This is a genomic window from Micromonospora sp. DH13 (assembly GCF_020873825.1).
In the GTDB taxonomy this organism is placed as follows: domain Bacteria; phylum Actinomycetota; class Actinomycetes; order Mycobacteriales; family Micromonosporaceae; genus Micromonospora; species Micromonospora haikouensis.
In genome coordinates this window covers 269,235-288,888 of record NZ_JAHWGR010000004.1, presented here as the reverse complement: position 1 = coordinate 288,888, position 19,654 = coordinate 269,235, and the positions used below count along the sequence as shown (strand labels likewise).

The window sequence follows — 19,654 nt, the reverse complement described above, 5'->3', positions numbered from 1 at the left end:
GGGTGGCGGGACCACGGTCACCCCCGACCGGGGCCCGGCCCTTTCGGGCGGCGGCGTGTGGCGGGCCGCAGGAGGTCGACCAGGCCACGCCAGGCGTGCCCGATCGTCAGCCCGGCCCGGATGGTCGCCAGGGGGTTCCAGAAGTCCCGGAAATGGACGATCCGCCCGTCCCGGAACCGCACCACCGAGATGTAGACCTGGTGGAACGGCCGGCCCGTGACGACGCCCCGGCCGGCACCGACGAATTCGGCGATCACCAGCTCCGGGTCGGTGGTCTCGTGGAAGGTCAGGCCGGAGAAGCGCACGTCGAACTGCTTCGGGAAGTCCTTCATGTGCTCGTACAGCTCGCGGTGGCCGGTGAACCGCGCGGGGATGCCCGGCAGGGGGTAGGGGAACTCCAGCACCCCCTCGGGGTCGAACAGCTCCACCCATTCGGTGATCCGCCCCTCGGAGATCAACTCCAGGTTGCGGGCGAACCGGGCCTGGGCCTGGGTCCGGGCCTGCTGGTCGGCGTCCATGCTGGTCAGTCCTCACTGCTGGTCGGGGCGAGGGGCACGGGCCCCGGGTCGCCGGATGCGGGCCCCGGGTCGCCGGTCGGGGGACGCCGGTCGGGGCGGGGCCGCACGAGCGGGGCGAAGTTGCGGTCGAGCAGGGCGTCGGGCAGCAGGCGGGCGGCCAGGCTGCCCAACCGCACGTCGCCGCCGACCGGGTACCGGGTCCTCGGCCGCGCGGCGGTCAGCGCCCGGGCGACCGCCCGCGCGAAGTCCGCCGGGGTGGTCCCGCTGCGCCGGGCCTGCGCGGCCAGCCGGGCGAGGAAGCGGTCGAACGGCTCCGCGTACAGGTCGCCGGCCCGCCCCGCCGCCCGGGCCATCGTCTCCGTCCCGGCGTCGGCGACCTTGTCCCAGATCGGCGTCTGGATCGCCCCCGGCTGGACCACCGACACCGCGATCCCGAACGGCCGCAGCTCGCGCCGCAGGCTGTCGCTGACCGCCTCCTTGGCGAACTGGGCCGCCGCGTACGCGCCCAGGTAGGGCAGGGCGACCCGGCCCAGGCCGGAGGTGACGTTCACGATCCGGCCCCGGCCGGTGCGCAGCAGCGGGAGGAAGCCCTGGATCACGGCGACCTGGCCGACCACGTTGGTGTCGAGCTGCCGCCGCAGCTGCTCCGGCGGCACGCACTCCAGCGGGCCGGGCAGGCTGATGCCCGCGTTGTTGACCAGCCCCCAGAGGCCACCGGCCCCGACCTGCCGGGCCACCTCGTCGACGGCGCCCCGGATCTGGTCGGCCCGGGTGACGTCGAGGCGCAGCGGGGTGAGCCGCCCGGCCGTGGCGGCGGCGGCCAGGTCGTCGGCGGCGGCCCGGTCACGCACCCCGGCGAAGACCCGGAAACCGGCCCGCTCCAGGTGGAGCGCGGCCTCCCGGCCGAGCCCCGACGAGGCGCCGGTGACCACCACGGCCCGGCCCCGCGCGTCGATCCGCCGTCCGGCCCCGATCATGTTCCCGCCCCTCTGTCGGTTCCGGCCGGCACCGCCGCGGCCCCCGTCGCCGTTGCGTCTGTCCCGGCCGCTGTCTCGTCGATCTCGGCCGCCGCTCCCTCGGCCCGCGCCGCCGTTGGCTCGACCCCGGCCGCCGCTTCCCCGGCCCCGGCCGCCGACTCGTCGATCTCGGCCAGCACCGCGTCGACGCAGGCGGCGACGAGGCGGGCCGCCCTGGCGTCCGGGACCGCCTCCGGCACGTGGACGAAGTTCCAGGCCAGCTCCCCGTGGCTGGTGTTCGCCGTGGCGACGAAGTAGCCGCAGACGGAGAGCCCGGCGACGAACTGCGCCCCGCCGAGCCGCCAGGCCCCGATCCGGTCCGGGAAGTCGTACCGGCCGAGGTTGGACAGGCAGAGGTTCACCGGTCCGGTCCGCTCGGTCAGCTCCACGAACCGGCCGCTGGCCGCGACCGACGGCGGGCAGGAGAGGCGGACGAGGTCGACCATGGCGAAGTGGCTGCCCCGGCGGCGACGGCCCGCGAGGTCGCCGCTGATCGACCGGGCGACCTGCCACAGCGACACGCCCGGCCGGTAGGGCACGAACGAGGGGACGGTGGCGACGTACGCGCCGACGGCCCGCTCGGGCACGGGGGGCGTCAGCGCGGCCCGGAAGTCCACCGGGGAACCGATCGCCACGTGCCCCGGGGCGGGCGGGGGTGTCTCGGCGGCGACCGCGAGCACCATGGCGGCGGCGAGCGCACCGTGCACCGTGGTCCGTTCCCGGCGGCACGCCCGGGCCAGCGCGGCGACCTGCTCGGCGGTGAGCGTGCGGTGCAGCAGCCGGCTCCGGCGCTCGGTGAACGGCACGAACCGGCTCGGCGTCACCCGGGTCGGCCGGTGCCGGCGCACCGCGTACAGGTCCCGCAGCAGTTGCCCGCCGAGCCGCAGCGCGCCGGTGACGCCCCGGTACCGGCGGGGGAACATCCGCTCGGCCGGTGGCAGGGCCGGCTCGGCGCTGACCGGGGTTCGGCCGTCCGGGCCGGGCGGGCCCTGGGCGGCCAGCCGGTCGGCGTGCTCGATCCACTGGCGCAGCAGCGACAGGGCGGTCGTGCCGTCGGCCACGCAGTGCGGCAGGGTCAGGATCAGGTCGTGCGCGTCCCCGGGCGCAGCACCCGTCGTCAGCACGACGGCCCGGCAGAGCGGGCCGGCCCGCCAGTCGACCCGGTCGGCCAGCTCCCGCTCGTTGACCTCGCGCAGCCAACCTGCGTCGGGGTCAGCGGCCGCGGCGGGATCGGTGGGCACTCCGGGGGCGGCGGGCAGCCCGGCGTCGGCGGCACCGTCGCTGCCGGGCGCGGCCCGCCGCAGCGGGATCGGCCGGTCCGTCGGCACGAACCGGGGTCGCCGGCCGTCCGGCCGGGTCGCGATGGCCACCCGCAGCAGCGGATGGCGGGCCTGGAGGTCGTCCAGCGCCGCCCGCAGCAGCTCCGGCGGCAGGTGCCCGCGCACCCGGACCCGGGCGATGACGTTGAGCGGGGAGACCTGGTCGGCGATCCAGTACCAGCGCTCCAGCGGGCTGAGCGCCCGGTGGGCCCCACGCGCGGGGCTCACCGCCCGGCCGCCGGCAGGGCGTCGGGGAAGGTCAGGTCCGCCAGGTTGCGGCGGTCGACCAGGCGCGTGGGCAGCCACCGCAGGTACGCGCGACGGGCCAGGTCCCCGGCGGGGCTGGCGAGCTGCTCGATCCGGCTCAGCGAGTGCGCCTGGCGGATCATCCGCCGGGTGCGGTCGCGGCGGGCCGCCTCGTAGCGGCGCAACGCGCCCGGCAGGTCGGTGGCCCCGGCCAGGCACCGGGCCAGCACCACCGCGTCCTCGACCGCCATCGCCGCGCCCTGGCCGAGGCTCGGCAGCATCGGGTGCGCCGCGTCGCCGAGCAGGGTGACCGCGCCGTCGCCCCAGCGTCGCAGGGCGGGGCGGTCCCGGGCGGGGACGCTGATGACCGCCGCGTCGGCGGTGGCGGCCACGGTTTCGACCACCTCGTCGGCCCAGCCCGCGTACGCGCGGAGGATCTCGTCCCGGCCGCCACGCCAGTCGCGGGCCGCCTCCGGCGGCATGTTGCGGGTGCCCCACCAGTAGACGTGGTCGCCGCCGAGGTGCACCAGCCCGAACCGCTGGCCCCGCCCCCAGTAGTGGGCGGCGTACCCGTCGCGCACCAGGTGATGCCGGTACGCGACGGTCGCCAGCCAGCACACGTACCCGGGTTCCCGGGGGCGCTCGGGGCCGACGAGCTGCCGGCGTACCGCCGATCCGAAGCCGTCCGCGCCGATCAGCAGGTCGCCGTCGGCGCTGGTGCCGTCGGCGAACTCGACCCGGATGCCGCCGTGGTGGCGGTGGAACCGGCGGGCGGCGGACCCGAGCCGGATCGGCGGGTCCCCGGCCTCGGCGAGCAGGGCCCGGTGCAGTTCGGCGCGGTGGATGGCGACGTTCTGCGCGCCGACCCGGTCGCCGAGGTGCGCGAACCGGACGGTCCTGATCGGCCGCCCGGCGGCGGTGCGGAAGTGCAGCTCCGGGTAGACCTGGCCGCGCCGCTCCACGTCGAGGTCGATGCCGAGGCAGCGCAGCGCGACGCGGGCGTTGGCGGTCAGCGAGAGCGCCGAGCCGGCCGCCCGCAGCTCCGACGCCTGCTCGTGGATCTCCACGTCGACCCCGACGCGGCGCAGCGCGCCGGCCGCCGCGAGGCCGCCGATGCCCGCGCCGACGATGATGGCCTTCGGCCGGCGGCGGCCCGAACCGGCGGCGCGGCCCGAACCGGTGGCCTGCACCGGGCCGGCGGCGCGGGCCGGGCCGCCGGAGCCGGCGGGGGCGATCATCGCGCGTCCCCGACCGGCCGGCGGGCCGGGGCGTCGTCCGCCAGCAGCCCGGTGATCCGCCGCCCCACCTCGGCCACGTACGGCTCGTCCATCAGCACCAGGTGGTCACCGGGTACGTCGATCACGTCGACCCGGCCGGTGGTCAGCTCGCCCCAGCCGTTGCGCGGGTCGAGGTGCAGGGTGCCGGCGAGATCGTGCATGGGCTTCAGCACGGCGGGCAGCGGGTCGGCGGCCCGCAGCAGGGTGAGGTCCTGGTCGACGACCTCGGGCCGGTAGGAGATGATCGCCTCCCAGTTGGCCCGGAAGACCGCGAAGAGGCGGCGCACCGAGCCGCGCGGGCTGCCCGGGCGCAGCACCCCGCTCTCGCCGGCCCGACCCGCGATGAAGTCGAGCTTCGCCTCGGGTGTGGTCAGCTCGGCCGGCACGCCGCGCGTCGGCACCCCGTCGTGGCCGAGCCGCATCAACTCCCAGAAGAACCAGTCGAGCAGGACGTCGTCGGCGACCGGCACCGGGTCGCCGGGCCGGCGGGCGATCGGGTCGAGCAGGATCAGCCGGTCGACCCCGGCCCCGCCCTCGCGAAGCTGCCGCGCCATCTCGAAGGCGACCACCCCGCCGAACGACCAGCCGCCGATGGCGTACGGGCCGTCGGGCTGGACCCGGCGGATCGCGTCGAGGTAGGCGCGGGCCAGCTCGGGCACGGTACGCAGCGGCTCGGTGCCCGCGTCCACCCCGGCGGCCTGCAACGCGTACAGGGGCTGGTCGGGGCTGAGGTGGCGGGCCAGCGGGACGTAGCAGAGCACGTTGCCGCCGAGCGGGTGCACCAGGAACAGCGGTGGCCGGTCGCCCCGGGCCCGGATCGGCACCAGCGGGTCGAACGTGAGGTCCGCCCCGCCGGAGCGCAGCAGCGTGGCCACGCCCGCCACGGTCGGCGTGGCGACGAACGCCGAGACGGGCACGGCCACCCCGAACCGCTTCTCCAGCATCACCACCAGCCGCATCGCGGTCAGCGACGTGCCGCCCAGCTCGAACAGGTTGTCGTGCGCCCCGACGGCCGTCAGGTGCAGCAGGTCGGCGGCGATGTCGGCGACGACGCGCTCGTACCGGTCGCGCGGGGCGACGCGGGGCGCCTCGGCCAGCTCCAGCGGCAGCTCCCGCAGGGCCCGGTCGTTGCGCTTGCCGCTGGGGGTCAGCGGCATCCCCGGCAGCCACTGCCAGCGCGCCGGCACCAGGTGCTCGGGGAGGGTGGCGCGCAGCCGGCCGCGTACGTCGGCCAGGTCGACCGCGTCCGGGTCGCCGACGAGGAACGCGGCGAGGTAGGAGTCGACGCCCTCCCGGCGGCGGGCGACGACGGCGGCCTCCCGGATCCCCGGGTACTCCGCGGCCAGCTCCATGACCGCCATCTCCACCTCCAGGGGTTCCACCCGGAAGCCACGGATCTTGGTCTGGGTGTCGGTGCGGGCCACCCAGATCAGGTCCCCGTTGGGCAGGTAGCGGGCCAGGTCGCCGGTGCGGTAGAGCCGGCTGCCCGGCGGGCCGAACGGGTTGGGCACGCAGCGCTCGGCGGTGAGGCCCGGCCGGCCGTGGTAGCCCCGGGTGACCTGGATCCCGCCGTAGTACAGCTCGCCGGTCACCCCCGTCGGCACGGGCCGCATCCGCTCGTCCAGCAGGTGCATCTCGACCCCGTCGATGGCGGGCCCGATCGGCGGCAGGTTGGGCCACCGCGCCGGGTCGCCGGTCATCGGGTACGCGGTGACCAGGTGCGTCTCGGTCGGCCCGTACTGGTTCTCCAGGACCGCGCCGGCCGGCAGGGCGGCCAGGAAACGCCGGATCTCGGCGGTCACCCGCAGCTGCTCGCCGGAGGAGATCACCACCCGCAGCGCGCGGGGGTGGATGCCGAGCAGCTCCGCGGCCTCGGCGAGCTGCTGCAACGCGACGTACGGCAGGAAGATCCGCGCGACGGACTCGCGGTCGAGCAGCCGCAGCAGGGCCGGCACGTCCCGCCGGAGGTCCTCGTCGATGATCCGCAGGGTGCCGCCCGCGCTGATCGTGGTGAGGATCTCCTGGAACGACACGTCGAAGCTGAGCGGGGCGTACTGCAGCGTGGTGCCGCCGGCCGCCGCGCTGGCCGCCCGGATCTGCCACGCCTGGTAGTTGTCGAGCGCGCCGTGCGTCATCGCCACGCCCTTGGGCACCCCGGTCGAGCCGGAGGTGAACAGGACGTAGAGCAGGTCGTCGGCGGTGACCCGGGGCAGCGCCACGGCCTCGTCGGTGACTGCGGGCCCCGCGACGATGCCACCGGTCGCCGGGTCCGCGACGATGCCACCGGTCGCCGGGTCCGCGACGACGCCACCGGTCGCCGGGTCCGCGACGAGGTCGGCCACGTCGAGGACCGTCGACGGGTCGCCGACCAGGCCCCGGTGCCGCCGGTGCGTCACGATCCGCGCCGGCCGGGCCTGCTCGACCATCGCGGCGATGCGCTCCGCCGGGTACGTCACGTCCAGCGGGACGCAGGCGGCCCCGGCCCGCGCGATGCCGTAGATCGCGGCGATCATCTCCGGCGACCGGTCCAGGGCGATCCCGACGAGCTGGCCCGGCCGTACCCCGGCGCACAGCAGCCCGACGGCGATCCGGTCGACCATCTCGTCGAGCCGCGCGTAGGTCCACCGCTGCGGCGGGCCGCCGGAGGCAGCCTCGGCGTCGAAGGTGATCGCGACGGCGTCCGGGGTGCGCCGGGCGTGCGCGGCGAGGCGGCGTCCCACGTCGCCGGGGGTTTCCAGGGGCGGGCCGGCGGGCTGCGGCGCGGCGGCGAGGAAGCCGAAGTCCGGCTCGCCCTGCGGGTCGGCCACGATCCGGGCGAGGATGCGCAGGTACGCGTCGATCAGCAGGTCGGTCTGCGCCGGGGTGAGGGTGCGCCCGTCGGCGTCGACGCGCAGCGACACGCGCCGGTCGGCGGGGCTGACGAACACGTTCACCAGCAGGGTGAAGTTGGTCTCCTCCCAGGTGTCGAAGCCGAGCAGCTCGACCTCGGGCAGCTGGAGCAGCGGGGTCAGCACGTGCATGTGGACGTAGTTGAAGGCCGTCTCGAAGACCGGCTCGCCGCCCCGGTCGCCGACGATGGCGTGCAGCGGGTAGCGCCGGTGCGGGTGGCACTCCCGCTCCTGCCCGTGGACCTGCCGGACCAGCTCCAGCCAGGTACGCGCGCCGGGGGTGACCCGCAGCGGCACCGTGTTGAGGAAGAGCCCCGCGACGAGTTCCGCCCCGGGCCGGTCCGGCCGGCCGTGGGTGACCAGGCCGGTGGTGACGTCCGCCGCGCCGGAGTACAGCCGCAGCAGCAGGCAGTGCGCCGCGAGCAGGACCGACTTCACCGGCAGCCCGTGTGCGGCGGCGAAGCCGCGTACCCGGTCCTGGAGGTCGTCGGGCAGCGGGACGTGCCGGATGATCGTCCCCTCGTCGCCGGGCGGCTCGTACTGGCGGCAGCCCTCGATCTGGGTGAGTTCCGCGCCGTCGAGCCGGGCCCGCCAGAAGTCGCGGGTGGCGACGGAGTCGACTGCGCGGCGTTCCTCGACGACGTACGCCGCCGGGGAGGGCAGCGCGGCCGCCCGGGGCGGGTCGATGTCGACGCCCACCAGGCGCAGGTAGGTCCGCAGCAGGTCACCGACGACGGTGGCCACGCTCCAGCCGTCGAGGAGCACGTGGTGGAAGCTGAACACCAGGTCGACGGCCCCGGACGGCAGCAGGTGCACCCGCATCAGGTGCAGCGGGGCGCGGTCGAACGCGTAGCGGTGGCGGCGCCGCTGCCGCATGTGCGCCAGCACCTCGGCGTCGGCCGTGGCGGCGTCGAGGTCGCGCAGGTCGGCGACGTCGAGGCCGCCGGTCACCCGGGCGTGGACGACCTGGAGCGGCTCGGAGTAGCCGCCCAGGTCGAACGAGGAGCGCAGGGCCGGGTGGCGGTCGAGGAGGCGGGCGTGGGCGGCGCGGAACGCGACCTCGTCCCACGGCAGCCGCAGCGAGTAGCGGAACACGTCGTGGTAGGCGGTGGCGTCCTCGCGTTCGCTGCCGTGGAACAGCAGGCCGAGCTGGAGTCGGGTCGCCGGGAAGGCGTCCTGCGCGTCGCCCAGCGCGGCCCGGTCCAGGTGCGACACCAGCCCGAACGGCTCCGGCGGGGCGTCCTGCCCACCGGCGGGCGGCGCGGCGGCGCGGGTGTGGGCGGCCAGCGCCGCCACGGTGGGCCGGGCCACCAGGTCGGCGACGGTGACGTGCAGGCCGTGCCGGGCCGCCTCGGCGCCGACCCGCAGGGCGAGGATGGAGTCGCCGCCGACGGCGAACCAGTCCTGGTGGATGCCGACGGACGGCACCCCCAGCACCCGTGCCCAGATCGCGGCGAGGGTGCGTTCCACCTCGTCGCGGGGGCCCGGCCCGGTCCCGGCGTCGGCGCGGGCGGCACCGGCGGGCGGGCCGCCGTCGATGGGCCCGGCGGCGGACCCGGCGGCCGGGTCGGGCAGGGCGGCCTGGTCGAGCTTGCCGTGGGCGGTGAGCGGGATCCGGTCGAGGCGGCGGAAGAGGGCGGGGACCAGGTAGTCGGGCAGCCCGTGCAGGAGCTGGGCGCGCAGCCACGCCGGGTCGAGGTCGGCGTCGGCCCGGTAGTAGCCGACGAGGTGGGTGCCCCGGGCCGGGTCGGTGCGGGCCACCACGACCGCCTCCCGCACGCCGGGCACGGCGGCGAGGGCGTGCCGGGCCTCGCCGGGTTCGACCCGGTTGCCCCGGATCTTCACCTGGTCGTCGAGGCGGCCCAGGTATTCGACGGTGCCGTCGGCCAGCCAGCGGGCGAGGTCGCCGGTGCGGTACAGCCGGCCGCCGGTGACCGGGTCCACGCCGAACCGCTGGGCGGTCAGCTCGGGCTGGCCCAGGTAGCCCCGGGCGACGCCGATCCCGGCGATGCACAGCTCGCCGGGCGCGCCGACGGGCTGCGGCTCGTCGCCGGGGCCGAGCACGTAGAGCTGGATGTTGTCGATCGGGCGGCCGATCGGCACGCGGGCGGTCCGCCCGGCCGGGTCGGGCCGGCACTCGAAGTGGGAGACGTCGACCGTCGCCTCGGTCGGCCCGTACAGGTTGACCAGCCGGGGTGCCTGCGGCCCGGCGGGCAGCAGCCGGTGGAACCGGTCGACGTGCGGGGGCGGCAGTTCCTCGCCGCTGGCGAAGACCAGCCGCAGGCCGGCGGCGTCCGCACGGGCCGCGGGGTCGTCGGCGAGCAGGTCGAGGAAGGGCCCCAACATCGACGGTACGAAGTGGACGACGCTGACGCCCTGCCGGGCGACCGTACGTCTCAGCGCGGCCGGGTCCCGCCGCACCTCCGGCTCGGGCAGCACCAGCCGGGCCCCGGCGAGCGCCCACCAGAACAGCTCCCACACGGAGACGTCGAACGACACGGGCGTCTTCTGCACCAGCGCGTCGTCGCCGGTCAGCGGGTAGTGCCGCTGCATCCAGGCGAGTCGGTTGACCACCGAGCGGTGCTCGATCAGCACCCCCTTGGGCCGGCCGGTGGAGCCCGACGTGTAGCACACGTACGCGAGGTCGGCACCGTCGGCGACCGGCGCCACGGGCGTCGTGGGCCGGTCGGTCATGGCCTTGAGGTGGCAGACGGCGACCCCGGGGCCGACCGGCGGCGGTGGCGTGTCGCCGGTCACCACGAGCACCCGGGCCCCGCTGTCGGTGAGCAGGTGCCGCAGCCGCGCCTGGGGATGGTCGGGTTCGATCGCGACGTACGCCCCGCCCGCCTTCAGCGTGCCCAGGATCGCGGTGAGCAGCCCCGGCCCCCGGTCGGCGAGGACCGCGACCCGGTCGCCCCGGCCGATGCCGGCGTCGCGCAGGGCGTGGGCCACCTGGTTGGCGCGGGCGTCGAGGTCGGCGTAGCTGACCGTCTCGTCGGTGCCGTCGACGACCAGCGCGGTCCGGTCCGGGGTGCGGGCGGCCTGCCGGGCGAACAGGCCGTGCACCGTCAGGTCGTCGGGCAGGTCGGCCCGGGTGTCGTTGAGCCCCCGGGTGAGCCGGTCCCGTTCGACCTTGGGCAGCATCGGGGTCTGCGCGAGCGGCCGGTCGGGTCGGTCGAGGGCGTTGCGGAGCAGCGTGACGACGTGCCGGCCCAGGGCCTCGATCGGGAAGTCCGCGTCGAACACGTCGGGGGCGTAGTCGAGGTCCACCGTCAGCGGGCCGTCGTCGAAGTCGTTGACGAGCACGGCGAGGACGTGCCCGTCGTGCAGCCGGCTGCGCACCATCGTCCGCTGCGCGACGCCGGGGACCGGCTCCGGGCGGGGCCAGCGCATCCACGACAGGGTCACGTCGTAGAGCTGCCGCCCGCCGTCGGGCAGGGCCACGCCGCGCAGCAGCTCGCCCCGGGACAGTCCCTGGTGGGCCCAGAGCGCGCGCAGGGTCGTCTGCACCTCGGCGGCCAGGTCCGCCAGCGGTCGCGCGCCGTCGATCCGGACCGGCAGGGGCAGTTCGTTGGCGAAGTGGCCGACGGTGCGGCGTTCGACGTGGGTGCGGCGGTTGAGCAGGGGTACGCCGAGGACGACCCGGTCGGTGCGGTGGATCCGGGCGAGGTAGGTGGCGAGGGCAGAGGCGACGACGGTGAACGGGGACTCGCCCCGGGCGGTGATCCGGTCGACCAGGGCCCGGTCGATGGAGAAGCTGTGCCGCCCGCTGGTGGCGGGCCTGCCGCCGACCGAGCGGGTGCCACCGGTCGAGGCGCTGTCGCCGGTCGGGCGGTCGGCGGTCGCGCGGCGCGGGAACAGGGCCGGCGCGACGCCCGCCAGCGCGGCGCGGTAGTGCTCGCGGTCCCGTTCCCCGGGGGCCGGTCGCGGGCGCTCGGCGCGGGCGCGGGCCACGGCCAGGTACGACGACGGCGGCGGCTCCTCGGCGCTCGCCCCGGCGCGCAGCAGGCGGGCGTAGTCCTCGCTCGCCTGCTGCAGCAGCAGCCGCCCGCCCCAGCCGTCGGTGACGAGGTGATGGGCATTGAGGTACGTGTAGGTGACCGATTCGCTCTCGACGAGCAGGGCCAGTTCGTACATTCGACTCCGGCGCAGCGGAAACGGGCGGTCGAACGACCGGGCCATCCAGGAATGGCAGGCCGCACGGGGGTCGGCGTCTTCCGAGAAGTCGATGGTGGCAATTACCGGTGGTTCGTCCTCGACCCACTGATAGGGCTCACCGTTCTCTTCCTCGAAACGCAGCCGCAACGCGTCGTTCCGCAGGACGGCCCGATTCATGCAGGTACGCATCAGGTCGAGGTCGACGGGCCCGGTGAACCGCAGGTATCCCCCGACGTTGAACTGGGGCAGCTCCGGACATAGTCGACCAGCTACCCAGATGTCGGCCTGAACTGTGGTCAACGGTGCCCGGTCGACATTCTTCACTGCTCACCCCTCACGACCGAACCGCACGACCGACGCGCCGTCACATGACAATATTGATCGACTTTCGTCGCTGCCATGGCGCTGGACAGTACCGGAGTTACGACGTTTACGTCAGCGAGTTCGGCACCTTCACATCGAATTCTCATGCAAAGAAAGAGGTCGTTGCGCCGACGTCTCCGGCTGGGGTATAAGTTCTTTTCGAGATCACCTCGGCAAATCCCCCGCGCTGATAGGAATTGACGCGCGCCATGGCCATGATGGGAATTGCACGGGCGTCCGACATGGCTGATGGCGGGAGGTTCGGGTGGAGCTGACCAGACCGGGGACCCTCGTGCGCTGGGTCGACCGGCACGGCCTGGCCCGGCTCGGCATCGGCCTCGCCGCCCGCCGGGGCGACGCGCAGGCCCGGCTCTTCTTCGACCCGGCGATCCGCGACGACCCGTACCCGTTCTACCGGGAGGTCCGCGAGGCCGGCGCGCTGGTCCGGGGCCGGCTCATGTGGAGCACCACCCGGCACGACGCGGTCGTCGCGGTGCTGCGCGGCGAAGCGTTCAGCAGCGACCCCGGCTCGCTGCCGGCACCCGGCCCGCTCGCGGTGCTGCGCCGCCTCGGCCGCAGCGGGCGGCCCATCGGCCCGGCCGACCCGCCGTCGATGCTGGTCGTCGACCCGCCGGCGCACACCCGCTACCGCCGCCTGGTCGCCAAGGTCTTCACCCCCCGGGCCATCGAGGGGCTGCGGCCCCGGATCGAGCGGCACGCCTCGGCCCTGCTGGACGACCTCTCCCCGGACGCGGCCGGCACCGTGGAGGTGATCGGGCGCTACGCGAGCCTGCTGCCGCTCACCGTGATCGCGGAGATCCTCGGCGTGCCGCAGCACCTGCGGCAGCGGTTCCTGGCCTGGGGTGAGGCCGCCACCCCGACGCTCGACCTCGGGCTGACGCTGCGGCAGTACCGTGCCGCCGAGGCCGCCATCGGGCAGCTCAACGGGTGGCTGCGCGGGCACTTCGCCCGGCTGCGGGCCGACCCGGGCGACGACCTGCTCAGCCGCCTCGTGCACCTCGACAGCGACGGCGAGCGGCTCACCGAGGAGGAGCTGCTGGCCCTCGCCGGCCTGCTGCTGGTGGCCGGGTTCGAGACCACGGTCAACCTGCTCGGCACCGGCATCCACCTGCTCATCCGCCACCCCGACCAGCTCGCTTCGCTGCGCGGGCGGCCCGACGGGTGGGCCAACGCGGTGGAGGAGATCCTGCGGTACGACTCGCCCGCCCAGACGACCGCCCGCTACTGCCTCGCCGACACGGAGGTGGTCGGCGTACGGGTGCGCGCCGGGGAGGTCGTGGTGCCGATGATGGGCGGCGCGAACCGGGACCCCGCCGTCTTCGCCGACCCGGACCGCTTCGACGTCACCCGCGCCAACGCCCGCGACCACCTCTCGTTCTCCAGCGGCGTGCACTACTGCCTCGGCGCGGCGCTCGCCCGGCTGGAGGGCCAGGTCGGGCTGGCCGCGTTCTTCGAGCGCTACCCCGACGCGGCGCTGGCCGGGGTGCCGCGCCGCCGCCCGACCCGGGTGCTGCGCGGGTACGACCAGTTGCCGGTACGGCTCCGGCCGTAGGAGGGACACCCATGCGCTCCGTCCTCTTCGCCAGCCCCGCGCACCCGGGGCAGCTCAACCCCCTGCTCGCCATCGCCGGGGAGCTGTCCCGGCGCGGCGAGCCCGGCCTGTGGTTCGCCGCCGAGGAGGAGGCGCGGGACCGGGTGGCGGCCCACGCCACCGGCAGCCCGCTGCGCTTCCGTTCCACCGGCGACACCGTGCTCCGCGTCGACGACGAGCTGTACGCCGCGATGACCCGGGGGCCGATGACCACCGCCGGCCTGGTCGGCCTCGCCCGGCAGATCCGGATCCCCGAGGTGGCCGACCGGGTCCGGGCGCGGACCCTCGAACAGATCGACGAGATCCGGCCCTCGCTGATGGTGATCGACATGCTGAACCTGGGCGCGCTCGACGCGGCGCTGGCGCGGGGCGTGCCGTACGTGCTGAGCCTGGCGTTCCCGCCCAGCAACGTCTATCTGAGCCGGCTGCCGTGGGACTATCCGACGCCCACCTCGGGGCTGCCCCGCCGGCTGGGCCCCCGGCAGCGGTGGACCAACCTGACCTTCCGCGCCCGCCTGCGGCTGTCGCTGCTGCGCGCGCTCGCCGGGCAGGCCCGGCACCGCCGCGCCCAGCGGATCGACAACGCCTTCGGCGACCCCGAGAAATACAGTGCCGCCGCGACGGCCGTCTTCGGCTACACGGTGTTCGGGCTGGAATATCCCTTCCCCGCGCCGGAGCACCTGCACCTGCTCGGTCCGATGGTGCCGCCGCGCGAACCCGCCCCGGGCAGGAGCCCGTCAGGCGGTCCGGGGCAGGGCGCGGAGCTGATCGGCTGGCTCGACCGGCAGACCTCGGTCGTCTACGCCTGCCTGGGCACCCTGGCCCGGCTCACCGGCCCGCAGGTGCGGGCGTTCGCCGAGGCGCTGGCCGCGATCGGGCCCGAGCACCAGGTGCTGTGGAAGCTGCCCGCCGGGCAGCGGCACCTGCTGCCCGGCCCGCTGCCGCCCCACGTGCGGGTCGAGGAGTGGATCCCGTCCCAGCTCGACGTGCTGGCCCACCCGAACGTCCGGGCGTTCGTCTGCCACGGCGGGGCCAACGGCTTCCACGAGGGCGTCCACTTCGGGCAGCCGATGCTGATGACCCCGTTCTGGCTGGACTGCTACGACATCGCGGCCCGCGCCGTCGACGCCGGCGTCGGCCTGGCGCTCGACCGTCCACCGCACGTCGACGCGGGCGAGGTGGCCGCGAAGCTGCGCCGGCTGCTCACCGAGGAGAGCTTCCGGGAACGCAGCCGGCACTGGGGCGAGCAGTGCCGCCGGGCCGGCGGGGTGGGGCGGGCCGCCGACCTGGTGCTAAAGCTCGCCGCCAGCCACTGACGCCGCCGAGGCACCCGCCGCGCTGGCCACCGACGACGCCGGGGCACCCGCCGGCGCTGCGGCGGCCGGGGAGCCGGCGGCCGGGGCGGCGAGCTTGGCCCGGGGCCGGTCGGCGTCCGGATGGCGCAGCTCGTCGAAGATCGCCAACGCCTCCCGCCACGCCCGGCGCGCGGCGTCCAGGTCACCGGCGGCCCGCAGGCTGTCACCCAGGTTGTCCAGCACCTCCGCCTCGTCGTACCGGTCGCCGAGTTCCCGGTGCAGCGCCAGCGCCCGCCGGTAGCAGTCTGCGGCCCGGTCGTGGTCGCCGAGGCCGTGCCGGACGTAGCCGAGGCTGTCCCAGGTCAACGCCGCGCCGTGCCGGTCGCCGTTCTCCTCGTGCAGGCGCAGGGCCGCCCGGCAGCAGCGCAGCGCCGGCACCGGCTCGCCCAGCCTGGCGTGCATCCAACCCAGGTTGTTGAGCGCCTTGGCCTGCCCGACCCGGTAGTCGGCGGCCCGGTACAGGTCGAGGGCCAGTCGGGTCTCGGCCAGGGCGGCCCGCAGCCGGCCCTGCCGCGCCAGCACCCAGCTCACCCCGAGGTGCGTGTGCGCCCGGCCGGTGTCGTCGCCCAACTCCCGGTAGAGCTCCAGGTCGCGGCGGTAGTGCCGGTGCGCCGCCTCGTGGTCGCCCGACCAGGTGCAGGCGATGGCCAGGCCCCGGTGCGCCAGGGCCTGCCCGGCCAGGTCACCCCGGCGCAGCGCCGCCGCCAGGGCGGTCCGCTGCGCGGCGGCCAACTCGGGCCAGTGCCCGCTGCGGTCGAGGTACGTGGTGAGGGCCGCCGCCAGCGTCCACGCGTGCCGGTCCAGGCCGGTGGCCGCCGTCTGCTCCACGCAGGCCAGCAGGACGTGGTGCTCGGCGGCGAACCACCCGGTCGCCCAGGCGTGGTCCGGCCGGTCGCCCACCGTCACCCCCTGCTGCGGCGGCGGCAGCGCGGCGGGCCGGGCCAGCCGGTACGGATCGAGCAGGTGGTCCGCCGCGTGCGAGGCGTGCAGGTAGTGGTCGAACAGGCGACGCCGGGCGGCCTCCCGCTCCGCCTCGGGGTCGAGCCCGTGGCACAGCTCCGACGCGTACGCGCGGAGCAGGTCGTGCATCGCGTACCGGCCGGGGGTGCGCTCGGTGAGCAGGTGCACCCGGGTCAGCCCGGCCAGCAGCGGGCCCACCCGGGACGGCGGCAGGCCGGTCAGGCTCGCCACCGCCGGCCGCGCGGCGTCGGGACCCGGGTGCAGCCCGAGCAGCCGGAACAGCCGGGCCGAGTCGGCGTCCAACGCCCGGTACGACCAGGAGAAGACCGCCCGTACGTCGGTCGCGGGGTCGCCGGTGGCCAGCGCGGTCAGCCGGTCCGGGTCGGTGTCCCGCAGTTCGGCGGCGAGGGCCGCCAGCGGCGCGGCGGGCTGCCCGACGGCCCGCGCCGCCACGATGGCCAGCGCCAGCGGCAGGCCGGCGCAGCGACGGACGATCTCGTCCCGCGCCGCCGGCTCGCGGTCGGCGCGGCCCCGGCCGAGCCGGCGGCCCAGCAGTTCCCGCGCCTCGGCCGGCGGGAGCAGGTCCAGCGCCACCGGGTGGGCCCCGTCGGTGACCATCAGGCCGGTGAGCCGGTTGCGGCTGGTCACCACGACGAGGCTGCCCGGCGAGCCCGGCAGCAGGGGGCGCACCTGCTCGTCGTCGCGGGCGTTGTCGAGCAGCACCAGGACCCGCCGGTCGGCGAGCAGGGTCCGGAACAGGGCGGCCTGCCCGGGCAGGTCGGTGGGCACCCGCTGGGGCGGCACGTGCAGCGCCTCCAGGAAGCCGCGCAGCGCCTCGCCCGGCGGCACCGCCCGGCCGTCGAGGTCGAACCCGCGCAGGTTGACGTAAAGCTGCCCGTCGGGGAAGCGGTGCGCGATCCGGCGCGCCCAGTGCACCGCCAGGGTGGTCTTGCCGACCCCGGCGGTGCCGGCGATCGCGGAGATCACCACCGCCCGGCCCGCGCCGCCGCCCGGGTCGGCGTCGGCCGCGTCGGCCGGCAACAGGGCGTCCAGCTGCCGCAGCGCCGCCGCCCGCCCGGTGAACCAGGCGGGCTGGCCGGGCAGTTGCGTCGGGGGCGGCCCGGCGGCGGGTGGCGTGGGCTCCGGGGGCGCGGTCCCGGCGGGCGGCGGTTCCGGGGCTGCGGGCCCGGCGGGCGGCGGCGGTTCCGGGGGTACGGGCCCGGGCGGCCACTGTCCCCGCAGGACCCGCAGGTGGGCCCCGCTCAGCTCGGGGCCGGGCTCCACGCCCAGCTCGTCGACGAGGCGACGCCGGGTCTCGGCGTAGACCCGCAGCGCGGCGGCCCGCTGGCCGCAGCCGGCCAGGGCGAGCAGATACCCGGCCACCAGCGGTTCCCGCAGCGGATGCTCGGCCACCAGGGGGCGCAGGGCGCGCGCGGTCGCGGCGAACCGGCCGAGGCCGAGTTCCACGGTGGCCAGCCGCTCGCAGGCGAGCAGCCGCTGCTCGTCCAGGCCGGCGGCGGCGGTGTCGACGAAGGCCCCGGCCGCGCCGGCCAGCGCCGGCCCGCGCCACAGCGCCAGGCCCGCACGCAGCAGCCGCGCCGCCTCCGCCGGCCGCCCGGCCGCCTCCTCGGCCCGGGCCCGCTCGACCGCCTCCGCGAACTCGGTCAGGTCCAGCTCCGTCCCGCGCACGGTGAGTCGGTAGCCCCCGCCCTGGGTGACCAGGAGGTCGCCCGCGCCCGCGTCCCGCAGGGCCGACCGGATCCGGGATACGCAGACCTGCACCTGGTTCCGGGCGCTGGCCGGCGGGTCGTCGGCCCAGAGCGCCGCCACGAGCTGCCCGGCGGGGACCAGGCGGTCGGCGTTGAGGAGCAGCAGCGCGAGCACGGCGCGTTGCTGGGGGCGGTCGATGGGAAGGACCCGCCCCCCGGCGGTCACCTGGACGGGGCCGAGGAGGGACCACCGCATGGCTTTCCTCGTCAGTCGTGATCGGACGACCACAGTCTATGGACGGCGGGGGCGGCGCGGCCGGCGACAAGCGGTCGGATAGCGGACGACAAGCGGCCCCGGCCAGGCTCTCCCCATCCGCCGGCCCACGGGTGCGGCGAGAGACGGGCCGGCACGACGTCGGCCACGGTGGACAGGGAGAGCGACATGCGAGTTACCAGGGGACAGGGCGCGCTGACGGTCGTCGCGTCGACGGCGGTCGTGATCGCCGCCATGGGCTGGGCGGCGCCGGCCTCGGCGACGCCGGCCGGGCTGGAGACGGTCACCCAGTCGGCGGCCGAGAGCAGCGTGGACAAGTCGGCGCTCGCGTCCTGCCCGGTCGGCAAGGTGGTCACCGGGGGCGGCGGCTTCCTCCCCGCCGGCTCGTCGGCCGCCGGTCGGGTCGGGCTGGACCGGCTGGAGCCGCTGGCGAACGGCACCGGCTTCATCGCGACGATGCGGGAGGTCGGGCCGGTCAACTTCGCCGGCGACTGGGGGCTCCAGGCCCTCGCCCAGTGCGCCACCGCGCCGGCCGGCTACCAGGTCGTGGCCACGACCGGGGCGGCCGGCACGGAGTACGTGACGGCGAGCTGCGGGACGAAGAAGGTCATCGGGATGGGCGGGCGGGTCAACAGCGGCCTGGGCGACGTCGTGCTCGACCAGGTGGTGCCGTCGTTCGACCTGACCTCGGTGACCGTCCGGGCGGTCGCCGTGCAGGGCACCTCGCCGGCCGGCTGGAGCGCCACCGCGATCGCGGTCTGCGCCACCGCGCCCGCCGGGCTGGAGCGGATCGTGGTGACGGGGACGGGCGCGAGCGACCCGTCCGACAGCACCTTCAAGTCGTGCCCGGCCGGCAAGGGGCTCTACAGCGCGGGCGCGGACATCAACGCCGGCAACGGTCAGGTGCTGCTCAGCGCCGTCAACATCACCGGGGGCACCACCGTACGGGTGGGGGCGCACGAGGACGCCGACGGCTTCGCCGGCTCGTGGAGCCTCAACGCGTACGGCATCTGCGCCAGCTGACCCGGCGGGCCGGGGCCACCGGGCCTGGTGGCCCGGCGGTTCCGGCCCGCCGCTCGTGGTCCTGTCGGGCACCGCTCAGTATCGTTCCGATGTATCGTCTCGATACATCGGACACAGGTCTGACTGGCGGGTCGGGCTCGCCGGGACGGCCTGCCGGCACTGGCGAGGGAGCGGCGCATGAGGCGGGTCGACTACGACCGGGAGCAGCACCAGCACTACGCGCGCGGCCGGGCGCTCACCGAGCCGCAGTTGGGGGCGTGGCTGAGCGCGTTCGCCGCCGCGCTGCCGCAGCGGCGGCCACTGGTGGGGCTGGACGTCGGGTCGGGCACCGGCCGGTTCACCCCCGCGCTGGCGCGCGCGTTCGGGCCGGTCACCGGCGTCGAACCCTCGGTACGCATGCGCGAGGTGGCCCAGGCGCAGCCCCCGCACCCCGACGTGCGCTACCTGGCGGGCTCCGCCGAGGACCTGCCCGTGCCGGACGGCAGCGCCGACTACGCGCTCATGTTCCTGTCCTGGCACCACGTCCAGGACAAGCCCCGCGCGGTCCGGGAGCTGGCCCGGGTGCTCAGGCCGGCCGGGCGGCTGCTGCTGCGCGGCAACTTCAGCGACCACCACCCCGAGCCCTGGTGGCTCGACCACTTCCCGCGCGGCCTCGAAGCGGACCTCGCGCAGTTCCAGCCGCTGCACGAGGTCATCGAGATGTTCACGGCGGCCGGCTGGCGGGTCACCGGCTTCGGCACGGTCACCCAACCGTCCGAGGGCACCCGGGCCGACGTGCTCGACCGGCTGCGCCTGCGCGCGCTCTCGTTCTTCTCCCAGCTCGACCCCGACGAGGTGGAGGCCGGCCTGCGCAGCATCGAGGAGGCCGTGGCCGCCGACCCCGACGCGCCGTCGCCGCCGCTGTCCGAGCCGCTGCTCACGCTCGAACGACGCTGA

At 76.1% G+C, this 19,654-nt stretch carries 10 protein-coding genes; 4 read left to right on the top strand and 6 right to left on the bottom strand.

From position 1 onward, the window contains the following. Positions 1-17: 17 nt before the first annotated feature. Genes LPA42_RS06090 through LPA42_RS06070 form a run of 5 tightly spaced genes read right to left on the bottom strand, consistent with a single transcriptional unit; the run spans position 18 to position 11,722 of the window. Positions 18-518 carry a nuclear transport factor 2 family protein gene (locus LPA42_RS06090; protein ID WP_077936039.1) on the bottom strand — a complete coding sequence of 167 codons (501 nt, stop codon included), beginning with the start codon at positions 516-518 and terminating at the stop codon, positions 18-20. Positions 519-523: 5 nt separating this feature from the next. Further along, positions 524-1,495, bottom strand: coding sequence for an SDR family oxidoreductase (locus LPA42_RS06085; RefSeq protein ID WP_077936038.1), 972 nt, complete (start codon positions 1,493-1,495; stop codon positions 524-526). Further along, positions 1,492-3,081 carry a hypothetical protein gene (locus LPA42_RS06080; RefSeq protein WP_198956446.1) on the bottom strand — a complete coding sequence of 530 codons (1,590 nt, stop codon included), beginning with the start codon at positions 3,079-3,081 and terminating at the stop codon, positions 1,492-1,494. Before LPA42_RS06080 ends, LPA42_RS06085 begins: the two co-directional genes overlap by 4 nt. Beyond that, positions 3,078-4,337, bottom strand: a complete 1,260-nt coding sequence (locus LPA42_RS06075; protein ID WP_077936037.1) for an FAD-dependent monooxygenase — start codon at positions 4,335-4,337, stop codon at positions 3,078-3,080. Before LPA42_RS06075 ends, LPA42_RS06080 begins: the two co-directional genes overlap by 4 nt. Further along, on the bottom strand, positions 4,334-11,722 hold the full coding sequence (locus LPA42_RS06070; protein WP_228986393.1) for a non-ribosomal peptide synthetase: 7,389 nt from the start codon (positions 11,720-11,722) through the stop codon (positions 4,334-4,336). Before LPA42_RS06070 ends, LPA42_RS06075 begins: the two co-directional genes overlap by 4 nt. Before the next feature lie 328 nt (positions 11,723-12,050). On the opposite strand from LPA42_RS06070, the gene LPA42_RS06065 reads away from it, so the two are divergent. Continuing rightward, entirely contained in the window at positions 12,051-13,358 is a 1,308-nt protein-coding gene (locus LPA42_RS06065; protein WP_077936035.1) for a cytochrome P450, read from the top strand. Between the two features lie 11 nt (positions 13,359-13,369). Continuing rightward, complete coding sequence (locus LPA42_RS06060) at positions 13,370-14,713, top strand: glycosyltransferase (protein ID WP_077936034.1); 1,344 nt, start codon at positions 13,370-13,372, stop codon at positions 14,711-14,713. Here the strand turns inward: LPA42_RS06060 and LPA42_RS06055 are convergent. Beyond that, positions 14,690-17,677 carry an AfsR/SARP family transcriptional regulator gene (locus LPA42_RS06055; RefSeq protein ID WP_305075999.1) on the bottom strand — a complete coding sequence of 996 codons (2,988 nt, stop codon included), beginning with the start codon at positions 17,675-17,677 and terminating at the stop codon, positions 14,690-14,692. The genes LPA42_RS06060 and LPA42_RS06055 overlap by 24 nt on opposite strands. A 186-nt stretch (positions 17,678-17,863) precedes the next feature. Here LPA42_RS06055 and LPA42_RS06045 point away from each other — a divergent pair, with 186 nt between their 5' ends. Beyond that, entirely contained in the window at positions 17,864-18,718 is an 855-nt protein-coding gene (locus LPA42_RS06045) for a hypothetical protein (RefSeq protein ID WP_228986392.1), read from the top strand. Between the two features lie 177 nt (positions 18,719-18,895). Then, positions 18,896-19,654: a class I SAM-dependent methyltransferase gene (locus LPA42_RS06040; RefSeq protein ID WP_077936029.1), complete on the top strand. Its 759-nt coding sequence runs from the start codon at positions 18,896-18,898 to the stop codon at positions 19,652-19,654.

Bases quoted from the DNA above. Each gene is read 5' to 3' on its own strand.
- LPA42_RS06040 (WP_077936029.1), top strand. From the start codon at position 18,896: ATGAGGCGGGTCGACTACGACCGGGAGCAGCACCAGCACTACGCGCGC.
- LPA42_RS06045 (WP_228986392.1), top strand. From the start codon at position 17,864: ATGCGAGTTACCAGGGGACAGGGCGCGCTGACGGTCGTCGCGTCGACG.
- LPA42_RS06085 (WP_077936038.1), bottom strand. From the start codon at position 1,495: ATGATCGGGGCCGGACGGCGGATCGACGCGCGGGGCCGGGCCGTGGTG.
- LPA42_RS06075 (WP_077936037.1), bottom strand. From the start codon at position 4,337: ATGATCGCCCCCGCCGGCTCCGGCGGCCCGGCCCGCGCCGCCGGCCCG.
- LPA42_RS06060 (WP_077936034.1), top strand. From the start codon at position 13,370: ATGCGCTCCGTCCTCTTCGCCAGCCCCGCGCACCCGGGGCAGCTCAAC.
- LPA42_RS06055 (WP_305075999.1), bottom strand. From the start codon at position 17,677: ATGCGGTGGTCCCTCCTCGGCCCCGTCCAGGTGACCGCCGGGGGGCGG.
- LPA42_RS06090 (WP_077936039.1), bottom strand. From the start codon at position 518: ATGGACGCCGACCAGCAGGCCCGGACCCAGGCCCAGGCCCGGTTCGCC.